Here is a 15,912-nt window from a genome sequence, read left to right on the forward strand (position 1 = left end):
CGCGGTATCTCTGTCAGATGCTGTCGAGCAGACGCGACCAGCGGCGATGTCCGGTGTCGATCGAGATCACCGTGCTGAGGCCGGCGCGCAGCGGGACGTTGCAGGAATTCTTCGTGACGCGGACGCGGACCGGAACGCGCTGGACGACCTTCACCCAATTGCCGCTCGCGTTCTCGGCCGGCAGGGCCGAGAACTGCGAATCGCTGCCGGCGCTGATCGAATCCACCACGCCGCTGAATTCGCAGCCCGGATAGGTGTCGACGGAGAAATCCACCGGATTGCCCTTGCGGACATAGGTGAGCTCGGTCTCCTTCAGATTGGCCTCGACCCAGACGTTCTTGCTGGCGATGAGGCCGACCGCGCTGGTCGTGGTGAAGGCGGACATCGCCGAGATCACCAGCGTGCCCGGCTGCAGCGAATCCACTTCGCTGACGATGCCGTCGAACGGGGCGCGCACCACCGTGTGGTCGAGCTGGCGCTGCGCCTCGGCCACGGCGGCCAAGGCGCGCATATAGGCCGGCGTCTGGGTCGCGGGAATGTCGAGATTATTGTTGAGCTGGGCCAGGGTCTGGCGCGCCTGCTGCTGCAGCGACACGACCATCGCCTGGGCGCTTTGCAGGGCGCCGCGCGCCTGATCGACCTGGGTGCCGGCGATGGCGTTCTGGCGCTGCAGCGCGAGATAGCGCGCATAGGTCTTGGAATTCAGGTCGACCTGGGCCTGCTGCGACGCCATCTGGCCGAGGATCGAGCGGTATTGCGCCTTGGTGCCCTCGACGTCCTGGACAGTCTGCGCGAGCGCCGCCTTGGCGTTGTCGAGCGCGATCTGGAAGGGACGGGGATCGAGGCGGAAGAGAACGTCGCCGGCCTTGACCTGCTGGCCCTCATGCACATCGACGTCCTGCACGAGGCCCGACACGTCGGTCGAGACCATCAGCTTGGCGGCGTGCACATAGGCGTCGTCCGACGACACATAGCGGCCGCCGGTCAGATAGAAATAGAGGGCCAATGCGAGGATGAGGGCCAGGCCCCAGATCATGGCGATGCGGCGCAGGCGGGCCTTGTCGGCCCAAATCGACGCGGCCCAATCGCGCACGCGGGTGCCCATGCCGGGCGCGGCGTAGCCGACGGAATCGGTTCTCATAGCGGACATGACGGTGCTTTCTATTCTCCGGCCTCTACCAGCGCATGGTCTGACAGGGCTTCGTTTGCGATATTTTCCTTGATCACCAGCAGCGCGTCGATCAGCTCTTCGCGGGTCTTGTCGTCGAGGCCGGCGATGATGCGTTCGCTCATCGTCTCGCGCGTATGGGTGATGGTTTCCAGTACCGGTTTTGCCGCAGGCAACAGATGAAGCCGCCGGATGCGGCGGTCGAAGGGATCGCTGCGCCGCTCCACCATGCCGCGGGCTTCGAGCCGGTCGACGAGCCGGGCGACCGTCATCGGCTCGACCTCGCAGATCGCCGCCAGCTCGTTCTGCGACATGCCCGGCTGCTTTTCCAAGCGCGACAGGATGATCCACTGCGCCCGCGTCATGGCGTTGCTGGCACGCGCCTTCTGGTCGAACAGGGTGCGCATGGCCCGCGCCACGTCGTGCAGGATGATCAGGAGATCGCGGTCGAACGATTCGGACATGGGCTCAAATTCTTAAGCAGTGATAACATAAGGGACGTTATATTATCATACAAGACCTTAAGCCGGCTTCCTTTCGAATTTCTTGCCGCGCTGCGGCGCCGATCTTCGGCCTTTCCGCTGGGACGCCAAGGCATTGGCCAGGGCTTTCAGGTCCCGGGCCGCAGCGCCGCCAGCCGCGCTCTCCACCCGCCGGTACCGCGCGACCACGGTGCGTCCCAGGGGCGACAGGCGGGCCCCTCCGCCGTCCTTGCCGCCGGTTGCGGTCTCGGACAGCTTCTCGCCGAACATATCGTCCAGCGCCTTCAGAAGCAGCCAGGCGCGGCGATAGCTCATCTTCATGCGGGCCGCGGCTTTGCGGATCGAGCCGGTCTCCGCCACCAGCTCCAGGAGCCGTACCTTGCCGGGGCCGAGCTGTGTGCCGTCGGCGAAGTCGATGCGAATCGTCAGGCGCGTCATGGCGCGAAATATGGAGCGCGGCCCGCGCAAAAGAAAACAGGGGCGGACTTTCGTCCGCCCCTGCCCTCACACCAAGGGAGGTGTTCTTACTGTCCCGAGCCCTGGATCTGCTTCCAGCTGGCTTCGATCGCCTGCACCGCGTTGTCCGGCAGCGGCACGTAGATCAGACTCTTCGCCGCGTCGTCGCCATTGGCGTAGGCCCATTTGAAGAACTTCAGCGTCTCGGCCGAGGCCGCCAGATCGGACGGCTGCTTGTACATCAGGATGTAGGTCGTCGCCGTGATCGGCCAGGAATCGGCGCCGGGCTGGTCGACGAGGATGATGTAGAAGTTGTTCTGCGCCGCGGACGCCCAATCCGCATGCGAGCCGGCCGCGCCGAAGGTGGCAAGCGACGGCTCGACGAGCTTGCCGTCCTTGTTCTGCATGCGGGCGTATTTCAGATGGTTCTGCAGGGCATAGGCGTATTCGACATAGCCGATCGAACCCGCGGTCTGCGCCACATTGCCGGCGACGCCCTCATTGCCCTTGGCGCCGATGCCGAGCGGCCAATCGACCGAGGTGTTCGCGCCGACATTGGTCTTCCACTCGCCGCTGACGCGCGACAGATAGGTCGAGTACACGAAGGTCGTGCCCGATCCGTCCGAACGATGCACGACGGCGATCGCCTGGCTCGGAAGGTTCACGCCCGGGTTGAGCTTCTTGATCGCCGGATCGTCCCAGCGAACGATGTGGCCGAGATAGATGTTGGCCAGGGTCGCACCGTCCAGCACGAGCTGGCCGGCGGCGACGCCCGGGATGTTGTAGACGGCCACGATGCCGCCGATCACGGTGGGGAACTGCACCAGGCCGGCCGCGTTGAGCTGGGCCGCCGGCAGGGGCATGTCGGAGGCGCCGAAGGTGACGGTGCGCGCCTTGATCTGCGCGATGCCGCCGCCGGAGCCGATCGACTGGTAGTTCAGGCCGACGCCGCTCACGCCCTTATAGGCCTGGGCCCATTTGGCGTAGATCGGATAGGGAAAGGTCGCGCCCGCGCCGGAAATTTCCGCGGCGACCGCGGCCGTCGCGGCGAACGCGATGCCCGCGAGCGCCGTGGCGATTAGTTTGAACGAAATTCTCATTGGATCCTCTTTCGGTCTGGAGAGCCTTGCACTCTCCGGTTATGCCCCAATCTTGCGACTAGTTTGCGAACTGCAAACGCACGCCGACGATGTTCATGTCCTGTCCGTCGCGATTCGGGATCGCGAGCGTCCCCTTCTTCACGGTCACGATATTGTCGTCGATCATCAGGCGGATATTGCGGTTCATGTACCAGTTGAGCGCGATCGCAACGATCTTCTCGTCGCCGCCGAACACGCCGCTGGCGACATTGGTGTGCCAGTTGAGGTCGGTGTCGCTATAGCGCACCGCAAGTTCCCAGGCGCCCCAGGAATCGCCGCTCCAGGAGAAGGGCGCCGACGGGATCGGGGCCTGGAAGCCGCCGACTTCGTTGTTGATCGCGCCGGGCGTGTACTGCTTGGCCTCGCCGGTCAGGATCCACGAGCCTTCCAGATACCAGCCCGAGAAGGACGGATGGTCGATGACCACCGGACTTCCCAGCGACGGGTTGCGGTCGAGCGTGAACTCCGAATATTCGCCGCCGAGGAAGAAGTTGTTCCAGTTGCCGCCGAAGTCGACCGCGAACATGTCGGCCGTCTTGGCGTTGATGCCGCCGGTCGAGATCAGGCGCGTGCCGTCGACGCGGATTTCCGGACGATCCTGGAGATTGAACTGCGCCGTGCCGCCGTTGCTGCAGACCGGCGGGGTCGCCGTCGAGCAGCCCGAGCCGGCGACGCCGCCGGGGGTCACCGAACCGGAGCTGAACACATGCGCGCCGCTGGCGCCGATCTGGACGTTCGACGCGACGCCATCCGTCCACAGACGTTCGGAGACGCGGCCCAGGATCTGGCTGTTCTCGTCGCCGCCATTGCCGTGGTTGTTGGCGGAGCCCGTCTTGTTGCCGGTATAGGCGAAGGTGCCGGCAAGGTTGTCGCCGCCCCATAGCGTGTCGGTCTTCTGCCAGCCGATTTCGATGCCGCGACGCGAGTCGCCCGCGCCGAAGCTGTCGGCCGCGATGTTGTCGATCTCCGGGCGCTCCAGGAAGATCAGCGAGGCCGAGGAAGTCGTGCCTTCGAACATGAAGGCCGGCTCGATCACGCCGACGTTGAAGTGCCAATGCGGGATGCCGGTATAGGTGATGACCGCCTTGTTCAGGAGCGGGTCGCCTTCGCCGGCGGTCGGGTACGCGCCGCCCGTGCCGGCCGGAACCGGCGTGTTGCCGAGGCCGCCATTGGTGCCGCCCGCGTTCAAGCGCAATTCATAGGAGAAATCGTTGAAGACCTTGCCTTCGACGCCGAAATAGGCGCGGCGGATGACGGCGCCCGAGGACAGATCGCCCGGACCGGCAAAGCCGGCGGGATGCGTCGAGTCCTGCGAGAAGCCGGCGAAGTCGCTCTGGAAGCGCACGCGGAACGCCATCGTGAAGCGTCCGTCGCCCGACTTCACGGTCGGACGGCCGTTGTCGAAGCTCCAGGTCGTGTCGTTGAAGTTCTGCTCCAGCGTGGAAAGGCGGCTGTGGTCGGCGTTGCGATGCTCTTCGGCGGCGGCAAGCTCGGCTTCCAGCGCGTCGATGCGCGCGGAGAGCTCGGCATTGCTCGGGCCGGCGGCGGTGGCCGGCGGCGGCGCGGACGAATAGCTCGAATCGGACGACTTCGCGAAGCCGGCCCCCGACGACGCGACCAATGCGACCACGGCAACCGTGGTCAGCAGAAACGATTTCCCTTGCATGGAACCCCTCTTCAAAATGGTTTGGAAAGGGTCTGCCCGGATGTCGTGCCCTTCCGCGGCGCTTCTTTTCAGCGGTGGGTAACGGCGGAGTGACGTATTTGTGAAGCTAATGCGACACAGATCGCGGCATGCCGTTTCGGGGCATTCCGGCGTGACATCCCGGGCACAGCCGCGAAAAAAGGCATTTCGGGGCGCCCCGCAGGGGCCGCGAGGCCGCTAGGTCGCCTGCGCCAGCGCGCCGTATTTGCCGCGATAGAAGACGAGCGGCGGGCCGCTGTCCTGGCGCGCGAAATGGACGACGCGGCCGATCAGGATCGCGTGGTCGCCGGCATCGTGCACCGTCTGCGCCTCGCATTCGAAGACCGCCAGGGCATCGGCCAGCGCCGGCGGGCCGAGTGTGGTGACACTGAGCGCGATTCCGTCGAGGCTGTGATTGCCCCGGCTCGCCAGCCGCGACGACACGTCCTGGTGCGCCGTGCCGAGGATGCTGACCGTGTAGCAATCCGCCTTGGTGAACGCCTCGTAACGATCCGATTTGCGATCCATGCACCACAGCACCAGCGGCGGATCGAGCGAGACCGAGGTGAAGGAATTCACGGTGATGCCCAGGTGATGCTCGGCGCTGACCTTGGTGGTCACGACGGCGACGCCGGTCGGGTAGCTTCCCAGCGCGGTGCGGAAGGCGCGGGTATCGAAGGTCATGGCGTTTCACACTCGGTTAAGCGGCGGTCAGGCATTGTTCGCACGTTAGGCGAGGCATGGCGCGGCGCAAAGACCGCTCCACCCGTCTGCGGGTATTAGAGCGGGATCAAGGGCCATGGCCAGCGACGGCGCGGTCGTCATCAAACGCATCAAGAAGGGCGGGCACGGCGGCCATCACGGTGGCGCGTGGAAGGTCGCCTATGCCGACTTCGTGACCGCGATGATGGCGTTCTTCCTTCTCATGTGGCTGATCAACACGACCACGCCCGAACAGAAGCGCGGCATCGCGGATTACTTCGCGCCGCAGAGCATCGCCGAAACCGTCAGCGGCGCCGGCAATGTGCTCGGCGGCAAGGTGATGAGCGAGGACAGCTCCAAGGCCGGCGGCGCGGCGTCGGTGTTCCAGAAGAACAGCCCGACCTCGCCCGCCACGCCGACTCATTCGACCCAGGCCGGCACCGCCCATGGCGGCGCGACGGACGCCAGCAGCCAGGGCGCGGCGGGCGCGGCCGACGGCACCGGCACGGCCTCGACCCAGGACGGCGATTTCGAGCACGCCGCCGAGGCGATCCACCAGGCGATCCAGGACAATCCCGACATCGCGACGCTCTCCAAGCAGGTGATCATCGACAACACGCCGGAGGGGCTGCGCATCCAGCTCGTCGACCAGGACGGACGGCCGATGTTCCAGCCGGGAACCGCCGAGCCGATGCCCTATACCAAGCGGCTGCTGGCGGAGATCGGCAAGATCATCGACCGGCTGCCGAACCGGGTGTCGATCGGCGGCCACACCGAGGCGACCCCGTTCGAGGGGCCGAACGGCATGACCAATTGGGAATTGTCCTCGGCGCGGGCCAACGCGGCGCGGGCGCTGCTCACATCGGGCGGCCTCGTCCAGGACCGCATTTATGAAGTGGCCGGCAAGGCGGGCTCGGAGCCGCTCCTGCCGGAGGACCCCAACGCCTCGGCCAACCGCCGGCTCAGCATCGTCCTGCTGCGCGAGGCGCCGCCGGTGGCGCCGGGCCATCAACTCTGATCGACCGCCGGACTGGCGTACGCGCCCGAAGTTTTGTCATAGTCGCGGGGTGGGAGTCCGGGTTCGCACGTGACCGAGCAGCATAACGCACGCGTACCGCAGTTTTTCCTGACGCCCGGCGGGCCGTGCCCCTATTTGCCCGGCCGGATCGAGCGCAAGGTGTTCGCGCGGCTGTCCGGCACCTTCGCCCAGCCGCTGAGCGAGGCGCTGACCCATTCCGGCTTTCGCCGCAGCCAGTCGATCGCCTACCGCCCGGCCTGCGAGGGCTGTTCGGCCTGCGTCTCGGTCCGCATCCTGGTCAACGCGTTCGAGATCTCCCGCAGCTTCCGGCGGGTGGAAAAGCACAATGCCGACCTGGTGCGCAGCGAGGTCGTGGCGGAGGCGACACGCGAGCAGTTCGCGCTGCTGCGGACCTATCTGGATTCGCGCCACGCCGGCGGCGGCATGTCGGACATGGGACTGTTCGACTATGTCGCCATGGTCGAGGAGACACCGGTCGAAACCCAGATCATCGAATACCGCCGGCCGACCAATGACGGACGGCCCGGCGCGCTGATCGCCTGCGCCCTGACCGACGTGCTGCGCGACGGCGTGTCGATGGTCTACAGCTTCTTCCATCCGGGCGAGGACGCGCGCAGCCTGGGCACCTTCATGATCCTCGACCACATCCGCGACGCCAAGAGCCGCGGGCTGCCGCATGTCTATCTCGGCTATTGGGTCGAGGGCAGCGAGAAGATGTCCTACAAGACCCGCTTCCGCCCGATGGAAGCGCTCGGCCGCGAAGGCTGGGCGCGGATTTAGAAGGCTGGGCGCGCATTCGAATGCGAAAGGCGGTTCGAATGGGGGAAACGTCCCGCAGCGCCTTGATGCACCTTCCGTTTCGGTGAGGGTAGTTGTTCCGACTTCCCGACGCCGCGTGCGACCGCCGTCCGAACGCTTACAATTTTTGGGATTTAGAGGAGATGGTGCTTGGACCGACTCGGTTCAAGGGGGGTGCTAAATGGTTTCGCCTTCGTGCCTTCAGCGTATCGGCATGGCTTGGGCAAATTTCGCTGCCCGCCGTGCTCTGGTTAGACGACCGACTTAAGTTCGCTGGTGGCGACTTAATCATGATCATGCCATCTCCCAGGTTTGCGTAAGATTCTGTCACTATGTTACAGAAACGACGAAGGCCGCACCGTTTGGGAACGACCCGTCCGATGCGGCCTTAGCCTACGTTTTTAACATGCGGTCTTTCCGCACTAAGCATCACCTCGATTCGGTTCCGCCGGTTGGGACGGGGTTAGAGGTTAGCGGGCGTGACCCGCCGGGATCGGGCTTCGGTGATTGCACACCGGGCCTGATTTCGTTTTCTGGCTATGCGCTGCCGGAATTTTCCTTGTCCGCTTCGGCCTGCGTGATGATCGGAATGCTAAAGTCCAGCGTCGCGCCGAACAGTGCGACAAACTTATCGCGCGTCGCCTTCGTCCATCCCTTACCATCCTGCGGAATGCTCGCCATCAGGCCGGCAAGCGCTGGCGGCATATTAGATTGGATGTGCGACTTCTCGCGCCCCGCCGCGACAAACGACGACGATTTTATAGCCGGCGTAGAGACTGCGCGGCCTCGCGGCTTAGCCGTCGGCGTGGTGCGCGGTGCCGGCGACTTCTCCGGCCTGATGCCGGCAGCAGCGTATAGCCCGCAAAACAACGTCACCATCCGGTCTTGCTGGCCAAGCGGATTATAGCTGCGGAATGCATCGCGTACCTGCGTGTCCGTCGCCGTTGCCGGATCGATGATCGTCAGCACATCGGCGTATGCACCGTTCAACCATTCGGCAAGACGCTTCTGATATTCGCCCTGTGGTGCGAGACGGAGGCTTTCCAGTGTTGGCGTCGGCGCGCCGCTCTCATCAATCAAGTCCAACGCCTGCAGAGCGTACAAGGTCCGTGGGCGGAGACTTTCGGTGATCCCGACACGCCCAAGCACGTCCGCCGTGATCGGCGTTCCCAGACCCCTACTGCGATAGCGGGTGATGATCTCCAACACCGCGGAGGGCGGAGCATAGGGGCCCGAACGGTCGGCAGTAACGGCCATGGCAGTGACACTCTGTTTCGACTACAGCGGAAACGTACCAGAAGTTACGAAAAAATCAATATTCGTTCCCGTACAATTTCTGCCACGAATATTCCATAGTAACTCATTGTAATATATACATTTTACTTTTTGTCTTTGAGACATTCACGGAAACGTGCGATATCATTTTGAACGGATGAATAAAATTGCAGCGGTGTTTCTCTCCCCTAGGTTGCCAATTTGTTTGCGACTCCTCGCCGCCGTATCGGCCAAAATTAATCTTTCAAGCGATTGCTTTTACTAGCTAGGAAGTGGAAGCGAAAGAGAAATTCCTTGGCTCATCGGCGCTGGACGGACAGTATAAAAGCTGCCAGAAATTGTCGGGTGACAACGTTATCAATATCTATGAAACCGTACTCGTCCAATCCGATTTACTATTGTGACGCCGAAACTCAGCGCTGGACATACAGCACGCGTGTCGCCTCAGACCGACCGCCACATTTCCAGTTCATCGTAGAACAGCCCGTCGATCTTCATCGAACGCGGCTTGCGGCCGGTGATCGTGAAGCCGTGGCGCTCGTATAATCGGATGGCGCGGGCGTTTTCGGATTCGACCGTCAGAACAAGCTGTTCCGCCCTGCCCTTCGCGTAGTCGATGAAGTTCGTCATCAGCGCGTCGGCGGTCCCCGAGCCGCGCGCGGCCGCGCGGACATACATCGCGCCCAGATGGGCGACATGCGCCGTCTTCTTCGAAGTGGCCTCCGTCGAGAAGGCGTTGATGCCCGCGAGCGCGCCATCGACAAAGGCGCCGAACCAGACGCGCGTATCCGTCCAGTCGCGCCAGCGCGCGATCGGATAGGCGCCCTCGACATCGGGATCGGCACTGAACGCGGTCGGGTGCAGGCGCAGCGCTTCGAGCCGGATGTCGCGCAGCGCCTGTGCATCGTCGGCGGTCAGGCGGCGGACGCTCACGTGGACGTGCCGCCGAAGCGCGCCCGCCATTGCGCGACCTGCTCGTCGGTGATCTTGGCGAACAGCACCGGCGGCGGATCGATCGGCTGGCCGGGTTCGAGCTGGCCGAGGAAGCGCGCCATCGGCTCGTCCGGCCAGGGGACGATCGGCGGCGCGGCCATGATCGCCTGGTGGATGTGGCGCGCGATGGTCGGCATCACCGGCCAGCACAGATGGCCCAGCAAGTGCACGAGGTTGAGGCCCATGCGGACGCCCGCCGCGGCGCGGTCGCGGTCGGTCTTGATCGCGGTCCAGGGCGCGGCCCGCGTGATGTATTCGTTGGCGACGACGCAGATCGCGCGCAGCTCGGCGAGCGCCTTGCGGAATTCGCAATTCTCCAGATAATCCGTGTACTGAGCGATCAGCGCGTCGAGCTCGGCGCAGACGGCGGCTTCCTCCGGCCCATAGGCGCCCTCGCCCGGCACCTTGGCGTCGAACTTGGACGCGCAGTATTTGGTGATCCGGTTGACGAAATTGCCCAGGACGTCGTTGAGGTCCTTGTTGATGACGCCGGCGAAATGTTCCCAGGTGAAGTTGGTGTCCGAACTCTCCGGCGCGTTCGCCATCAGGTAATAGCGCCAGTAGTCGGCCGGCAGGATGTCGAGCGCGCCGTCCATGAAGATGCCGCGCTTGCCGGAGGTCGAGAACTTGCCGCCGTCGTAATTGATGTAGTTGAAGCCCTTCAGCCGGTCGACCTTGTGCCAGGGCTCGGCGGTGCCCAGGATCATCGCGGGGAAGATGATGGTGTGGAAGGGCACGTTGTCCTTGCCCATGAACTCGACATAGGTGACGTCCTTGGCGTCGTACCACCAGCTTCGCCACGCCGCGTCGTCGAGCTGGTTCTTGTCGGCCCATTCCTTGGTGGCGGCGATGTATTCGATCGGCGCGTCGAACCAGACGTAGAACACCTTGCCCTTGAGCGCGCCGTCGGCGATGTCGTCGGGTACGGGAAAGCCCCATTCCAGGTCGCGGGTGATGCCGCGGTCCTGCAGGCCCTCGTCCAGCCATTTGTTGGCGATGGAGCTGACGAGCACCGGCCAGTCGTTCCGGTGGCCGGCGATCCAGGCGCGCAGTTCGTCGACGAATTTCGACTGCTTGAGGAACAGATGCACGCTGTCGCGGATCTCGATGTCCTTGGCGCCGGAGACCGCCGAGCGCGGGTCGATCAGGTCGACCGGATCGAGCACCCGGGTGCAGTTCTCGCACTGGTCGCCGCGGGCGCGGTCATAGCCGCAATGCGGACAGGTGCCGATGACATAGCGGTCGGGCAGGAAGCGGCCGTCGGTCGCCGAATAGGCCTGCTTGGTGGTGCGCACGTCGAGATGGCCGTTGGCCCACAGCCGGCGCGCGAAATGCCAGGTCAGCTCGCGGTTCTGGCCCGAGGAGGAGCGGCCGAAATGGTCCCAGGAGAGGCCGAAGCGGGCGCCGAGATCGGCCTGCACCGCGTGCCATTTGTCGCAATATTCGGCGACGGGGATGCCGTCCTCGGCGGCGGCGAGCTCGATGGGCGCGCCGTGCTCGTCGGTGGCGCAGATCGCCAGCGTCTCATAGCCCCTGGCCCGGCAGAAGCGGGCATAGACGTCCGCCGGCAGCATCGAGCCGACGAGGTTGCCCAGATGCTTGACGCCGTTGACGGACGGGATGGCGGAGGTGATGAGGACGCGTTTCATGGCCGGCTCGAAAAGGGCGCGCAGATTAGCGGGATGCGCGGGCGCGTCCACCCTTAAGGGGGCGGGGCGGCAATGCAAAGGTCGCGGCGGCGGCCGCCGGCCGGCTTGCCTAGGCGGCGCGATCTCAGTATCCCGGGGACGCCGGCCGGCTTAGCTCAGTTGGTAGAGCACCTGATTTGTAATCAGGGGGTCACAGGTTCGAGTCCTGTAGCCGGCACCGTTTTATTCAATATATTCAACTATTTAATCGGCAGTCCACATCTGGCGCATAATCCGACGCAGATTTTATGCGCAATTTATCTGCAACTCAAAATGCCCGCAGACCCACTAGGAAGGCGCAGGAGAGGCGTTGTTTCCGGCCCTCCTTGGATAGCTTCGCGCCGCCAACCACGCGCCAGAGCGCGGGCTTGCGAGTCGGCGACGGCAGCTCGACCGGCGTCACGCGGCCGAGCGCGCGCCGACGGCAATCTGACCGATGAAGTAGCCTCCGTGCGCCGCCGAAAAATACGTGAACTGGTTCATGGTCCGCGCATAGGTCTCGTTCGTCACGAAGACCTGCATGGTGGCCCCGTTGGTATCCACGATCACGCAATTGGCTTGGTTGTTGGTGATCACCTGGAGCCCGCGGTTAGACCAAGCTTCATAGGCAAGATGGTCGGAAGATGCATTGCCGAAAAGCGTGAGCTTCGGACGCAGGACGTTCAGAAAGCCAAAGTCACGATCTGAGTGGCGGCCATGATGAGGTGCGACGAGAAGATCGACGTCTTCGACATCGGCGCGATGATTGGCGAGGATGTGTTCCCAGGTATCGTCATGGGAGTCACCGGCGATGATGATCCGGCCCGCCGCCGACTTATACAAAATCACATATGAGCTGTCGTTGTGCTCACCCCTCTCGTTGGCACTCGCAATCAGCGCCTTCGTCGGCGCGAGAATGTGGAGGCCATCGCCGCCGGTGCCGCTGTCGTCTTCGTTCCAGTACTTGCCGCGGTCACCGGCATGAAGGGTGAGGCGCCTGGGCGCGCTCACCAAAGTGCCGTCGCGCAGCGATTTGTAGAAGTCCCAATCATCCTCACGGAACGGTGCGTTATTTCCGAACGGCTTGTCTTCGCAGGTGTTCTGCGTGTCCCAGAAATTGTAGACCGGGAACGCCTCGAAGACATCCTTGATGCCGTCCATGTGATCCATGTCGGGATGCGTCAGGAGGAACCTGAAGATGCTCTTGATCCCGCGACGCCGCATGTACTCGATCGGGTTCACAGGAAATTCCTTCTGCCCAAAATTCCCTTTCGGAGACTGGCGCGCGGCCTCCGCCCTCAGAAACTTGGTCAGCTCATTGTCTTGCGCGGAATAATCGTGCCGCGCGTTGCAGACGTCGATCACGGTTACATGACCGTTCGGATGCTCAATGATGGAGCAGTCGCCCTGCTTGACGTTCAAGAAGTGAAAAATACCCATTACCCAAATCCTTTCTGGTTAGTTTCCCGCGCCTTTCTGCGCGAGGACGGTGGTTACAAATCGATGGCCGCTGACATTTGCGGCTCTTGTGGCGAGCGCCCATTGGAGGACGAGGACGATGACGTAGATGGCGGCCGTCTTGATCGGCATGGTCACGGCGGCGGCGGCGCCCAGGATCACGACCAGGATCAGCGAGATGAAGGAATAGTCGCGGGCGAACAGGAATTTGCGATGCACATGCTCGATGACCGGATGGCTGGCGATCGTCCGATACAGGCGATACCAGAGAGCGTTCTGCTCCTTCCGTTCGGTGGGCAGCGGACCGAACGCGGTCGATAGCGCGGCCATGTCGACGCGCGGATCACGAGGGCCATACCGTGAAAAGGCTTCGGAGCCCGGATACGGGAACCGCCAACGCAGAAAGACCATCCGGGCCTTCAATTCGTCGCCGATCTGCGCGTTGAGAATTCCGGTCAATACGACGCCCACGCCAGCCGGCAATGCCGACATCCAGCCCGTCGCCAGGGCGATCCAGTCTCCGACCGTGATCGCCATCGCGTGTTCCACCAAATAGAAGGCCGCCGCGTTCAGTGCGAGCACGGCGAACAAGCTCTTGGCATTGTTTTCGTTGAGCGTTTGACTGCCGACTGCTGCTTCTGCCACGGGATGCCCCAAAAACAATAAGGCGGAACACCAGAATCAATGCCCTGGTGGCCCGCCCCCTTCTGCGGCACACTATGTGGGGTCGAAGTCTAGATGTCAATACGTCGCGGCGACTCGGCTTTACAGATTGTATTGGAAGGAATTCGAGTCGATGGCGGTCGCTGCGCTCAACCCAAGGCCCGCGCCGCCCCAGCATATAAGAGTTGGGGCCGGACGTTGGATGCCGCCCGGCCCCTCTGCGTCGGCGCGCTGCTAGGAAAGGTCCCACCTTCGCGGGCTAGCAGCGTTGGAACGCGCCGCAGGTTCAGGCCGCCAGGTCGTCCCGGGCAGCCGCGATCAGTTCATCGGCCTTCTTGAAATCGACGGTATCGGCAACCGACTGAAGCATCGTGTCGCGGAATTGTTGTGCGTAGCCTTGTTGTTCGCGAAGGCCTTTCAGTGCCGCCGCCTCGTTCGGTGCGTGGGCTTCGATCAAGGTATCGCGAACAAACTGATGCATCTCCGGGACGACGCCGGAGAGGTACGCCTGACAACTGGCGACAGCCAGAAGAGTGTCCTCGTCGCCCGCTTTGCGCGCTGCCTCCAACAGGTTCAGCCGATCACCGTTCGGCAGGGACTTGAAGTGCGCTCTGATTTCCTGATGGCGCATGCAAGTCGGGTATTGCGGGTTCGGCGGATTGTAGGCCTTCGCGGTAATCGCCTCGAGATGCGCCGCCCGTTGCATGGCGGCCTCATTCGCCACATCGAGCGCTTCAACGAGAGGCAGGATCGCGCGGGCAGCCTTCGAACTCTTAACAAGCCGAGCGCCCTGCGTGCTCGTTTCATCGGCCGTATATCGCGCGTGATGCTGGCGAAACGTCTGGTAGCCGCCCAGGAGCGTCTTGATCGCGCTAGAGAGGCCGTCATCGGCATTCGGGAAGCGAGCGGCCCATTGTTCGAACATTTCATGGCGCTGCGGGTGTTGGCCGGAGCGACCGGGGAATGAGGCAGGCATGTCAATTCTCCTTTCAGGTTAGCGAGTATTTTCCGACAGAGGCGGTTTGGTATTTTGGTTTACCGACGAAGACCCAGAGCGCGAGCGCAACTGCCAAAACCAGATCGTCGTGCTTGCCGACTCGCGCGTCATACGAGTAGCGACCGGCGGCGCTGACGCTGCGGCGGAAGTTCTTGAGTTCGTCGGCCATCGCGCCCGCTTCAGCAAGATCAGCCGCAAACCGTAGCTGGCCGGAATGTAGCCGGGCGTCGAGAGCGCTAATCAGCGTTTGCTTTGGCACATGCCAATTCCGCACGCCGCGCGCCGACTGACGATCACCGCCCGTGATCGTGACGCGGATCGGCTTGTGCCCGCCATGATCCCAAAGATCGGCAACGGGACGACCGACGCCGGTGGCGTCAATCACGAACTCGCAGCCCTCGCTGAGTGGCGGGCGACCAAGGAGCCTCGCCATCTCCTGAACCTGATCGACGTAACTCAAGCCAAGCGGGAGCCGCCGCAGGTAGCGAACATCAAATGTCTCGCCGGCTGCCGTTTCTTGGCCGCTATAATAGACGTGCGAGGTAACAACACGCTCCATGACAGCTATCGCTGTTGGATCGGCGCTCTGACCAAGATCTGCTGCCAGAACAAAACTGTGTTCCGAGACAGCCTTGAGACCGCGTTTGATTTGTCGGCTGGTTGTCATTGCCATAGCGAGACAACCTCCGAACTGAAGGCGACCCGAATGATTTCACTCGGGAAGACCTGCTCGTCATTTTCCACGAACTCGCAAAGGTACTCCTGCCGATAAAGCGCCTCGCCGAGCGCCTTTCGTTCATCGGCCAGGAACGCAGGGCTGATGCGGCTGCACTGGTTGGCCGTGATCCGCGTGCGCTCCCAAGTGGTGCCGCCGTTCTCCCACCAATCGTGGAAGAAGCCGCGACGGCCTTGCGGCGTACTGAGGGCGATAATGTCGCCATCGCTGACCGCCAGCATCGGGCGGCACGCGGCAACAATCTCGTCGGGAATGCGCGAAGCCTCATCGAGGATCAGGAGCGCGACATTTGCGAAGCCGCGCACAGTCGTCTCGCTGGACGGCAAGCTGATTATCCGGGAGCCATTCTCCAACTCAAGACGATGGGCGGACTCTCCGACGATCCTTGGCAAACCCCAGACCCTCGAATGCAGGGATAGGCATGTTCGGACTGTCTCCGCCGATTGCCGTTGGCTGGGGCTGATAACCAGCACGGGTGAGTTGGGCTGGGCGACCGCCTTCTCGATTGCCTTGAGGCCCGCGGTCGTACTCTTGCCGCCCTGCCGGTGGACGTTCCAAAGCTGGCGCTTCGATTGCGAACGGATCGCCTGCACCTGCCAGTTATCGGGATGCATGATGCCCGCGTCCTGAAACCAGTAGGCGCTATCCAAGGACC

16 protein-coding genes and 1 tRNA gene are annotated in these 15,912 nt (G+C 63.3%); 3 read left to right on the forward strand and 14 right to left on the reverse strand.

Going from position 1 to position 15,912, the window contains the following annotated elements; genetic code table 11:
* Positions 1 to 13: 13 nt before the first annotated feature.
* The 6 genes from WDM86_18725 to WDM86_18750 all read right to left on the reverse strand — a co-directional run bounded on the left by WDM86_18725 (position 14) and on the right by WDM86_18750 (position 5,613).
* Positions 14 to 1,150, reverse strand: a complete 1,137-nt coding sequence (locus tag WDM86_18725) for an HlyD family secretion protein (protein MEI9992058.1) — start codon at positions 1,148 to 1,150, stop codon at positions 14 to 16.
* 11 nt (positions 1,151 to 1,161) lie between these two features.
* Positions 1,162 to 1,632, reverse strand: a complete 471-nt coding sequence (locus tag WDM86_18730) for a MarR family transcriptional regulator (protein ID MEI9992059.1) — start codon at positions 1,630 to 1,632, stop codon at positions 1,162 to 1,164.
* A gap of 57 nt (positions 1,633 to 1,689) precedes the next feature.
* A complete protein-coding gene (locus WDM86_18735; protein ID MEI9992060.1) occupies positions 1,690 to 2,088 on the reverse strand; it encodes a LysR family transcriptional regulator in 399 nt (132 codons plus the stop codon).
* Between the two features lie 86 nt (positions 2,089 to 2,174).
* Positions 2,175 to 3,206 (reverse strand): phosphate ABC transporter substrate-binding protein PstS, encoded by a 1,032-nt coding sequence (gene pstS, locus WDM86_18740; protein ID MEI9992061.1) that lies wholly within the window; start codon positions 3,204 to 3,206, stop codon positions 2,175 to 2,177.
* 58 nt (positions 3,207 to 3,264) lie between these two features.
* A complete protein-coding gene (locus WDM86_18745; GenBank protein ID MEI9992062.1) occupies positions 3,265 to 4,911 on the reverse strand; it encodes a porin in 1,647 nt (548 codons plus the stop codon).
* 216 nt (positions 4,912 to 5,127) lie between these two features.
* Entirely contained in the window at positions 5,128 to 5,613 is a 486-nt protein-coding gene (locus WDM86_18750) for a flavin reductase family protein (protein ID MEI9992063.1), read from the reverse strand.
* A 115-nt stretch (positions 5,614 to 5,728) separates the two neighbouring features.
* Between WDM86_18750 and WDM86_18755 the strand changes: the two genes are divergently transcribed.
* Together WDM86_18755 and WDM86_18760 are read left to right on the forward strand one after the other, a co-directional pair.
* Positions 5,729 to 6,649, forward strand: a complete 921-nt coding sequence (locus WDM86_18755) for a flagellar motor protein MotB (protein ID MEI9992064.1) — start codon at positions 5,729 to 5,731, stop codon at positions 6,647 to 6,649.
* Positions 6,650 to 6,718: 69 nt separating this feature from the next.
* Positions 6,719 to 7,450 (forward strand): arginyltransferase, encoded by a 732-nt coding sequence (locus WDM86_18760; protein MEI9992065.1) that lies wholly within the window; start codon positions 6,719 to 6,721, stop codon positions 7,448 to 7,450.
* 555 nt (positions 7,451 to 8,005) lie between these two features.
* Here WDM86_18760 and WDM86_18765 read toward each other — a convergent pair.
* From WDM86_18765 to metG, 3 genes are all read right to left on the reverse strand, one after another.
* Positions 8,006 to 8,725, reverse strand: coding sequence for a DUF5343 domain-containing protein (locus tag WDM86_18765; protein ID MEI9992066.1), 720 nt, complete (start codon positions 8,723 to 8,725; stop codon positions 8,006 to 8,008).
* Positions 8,726 to 9,187: 462 nt separating this feature from the next.
* A complete protein-coding gene (locus tag WDM86_18770; GenBank protein ID MEI9992067.1) occupies positions 9,188 to 9,676 on the reverse strand; it encodes a GNAT family N-acetyltransferase in 489 nt (162 codons plus the stop codon).
* Entirely contained in the window at positions 9,673 to 11,385 is a 1,713-nt protein-coding gene (gene metG / locus WDM86_18775) for a methionine--tRNA ligase (protein MEI9992068.1), read from the reverse strand. The genes WDM86_18770 and metG overlap by 4 nt, the downstream gene beginning before the upstream one ends.
* A 144-nt stretch (positions 11,386 to 11,529) precedes the next feature.
* Between metG and WDM86_18780 the strand changes: the two genes are divergently transcribed.
* Positions 11,530 to 11,602, forward strand: a tRNA-Thr gene (locus WDM86_18780).
* Between the two features lie 221 nt (positions 11,603 to 11,823).
* On the opposite strand, the gene WDM86_18785 is transcribed toward WDM86_18780, so the two are convergent.
* The 5 genes from WDM86_18785 to WDM86_18805 form a co-directional block, all read right to left on the reverse strand.
* A complete protein-coding gene (locus WDM86_18785; protein ID MEI9992069.1) occupies positions 11,824 to 12,843 on the reverse strand; it encodes a hypothetical protein in 1,020 nt (339 codons plus the stop codon).
* Between the two features lie 18 nt (positions 12,844 to 12,861).
* Positions 12,862 to 13,506 (reverse strand): hypothetical protein, encoded by a 645-nt coding sequence (locus tag WDM86_18790; protein MEI9992070.1) that lies wholly within the window; start codon positions 13,504 to 13,506, stop codon positions 12,862 to 12,864.
* A gap of 304 nt (positions 13,507 to 13,810) precedes the next feature.
* Entirely contained in the window at positions 13,811 to 14,500 is a 690-nt protein-coding gene (locus tag WDM86_18795; GenBank protein MEI9992071.1) for a hypothetical protein, read from the reverse strand.
* A gap of 13 nt (positions 14,501 to 14,513) precedes the next feature.
* The gene (locus WDM86_18800; protein MEI9992072.1) at positions 14,514 to 15,194 is read right to left on the reverse strand and encodes a hypothetical protein; all 681 of its coding nucleotides are present in this window, start codon (positions 15,192 to 15,194) and stop codon (positions 14,514 to 14,516) included.
* Positions 15,185 to 15,907, reverse strand: coding sequence for a terminase family protein (locus WDM86_18805; GenBank protein MEI9992073.1), 723 nt, complete (start codon positions 15,905 to 15,907; stop codon positions 15,185 to 15,187). Before WDM86_18805 ends, WDM86_18800 begins: the two co-directional genes overlap by 10 nt.
* Positions 15,908 to 15,912 lie beyond the last annotated feature (5 nt).

It is taken from the genome of Rhizomicrobium sp., from assembly GCA_037200045.1.
Taxonomy (GTDB): Bacteria; Pseudomonadota; Alphaproteobacteria; order Micropepsales; family Micropepsaceae; genus Rhizomicrobium.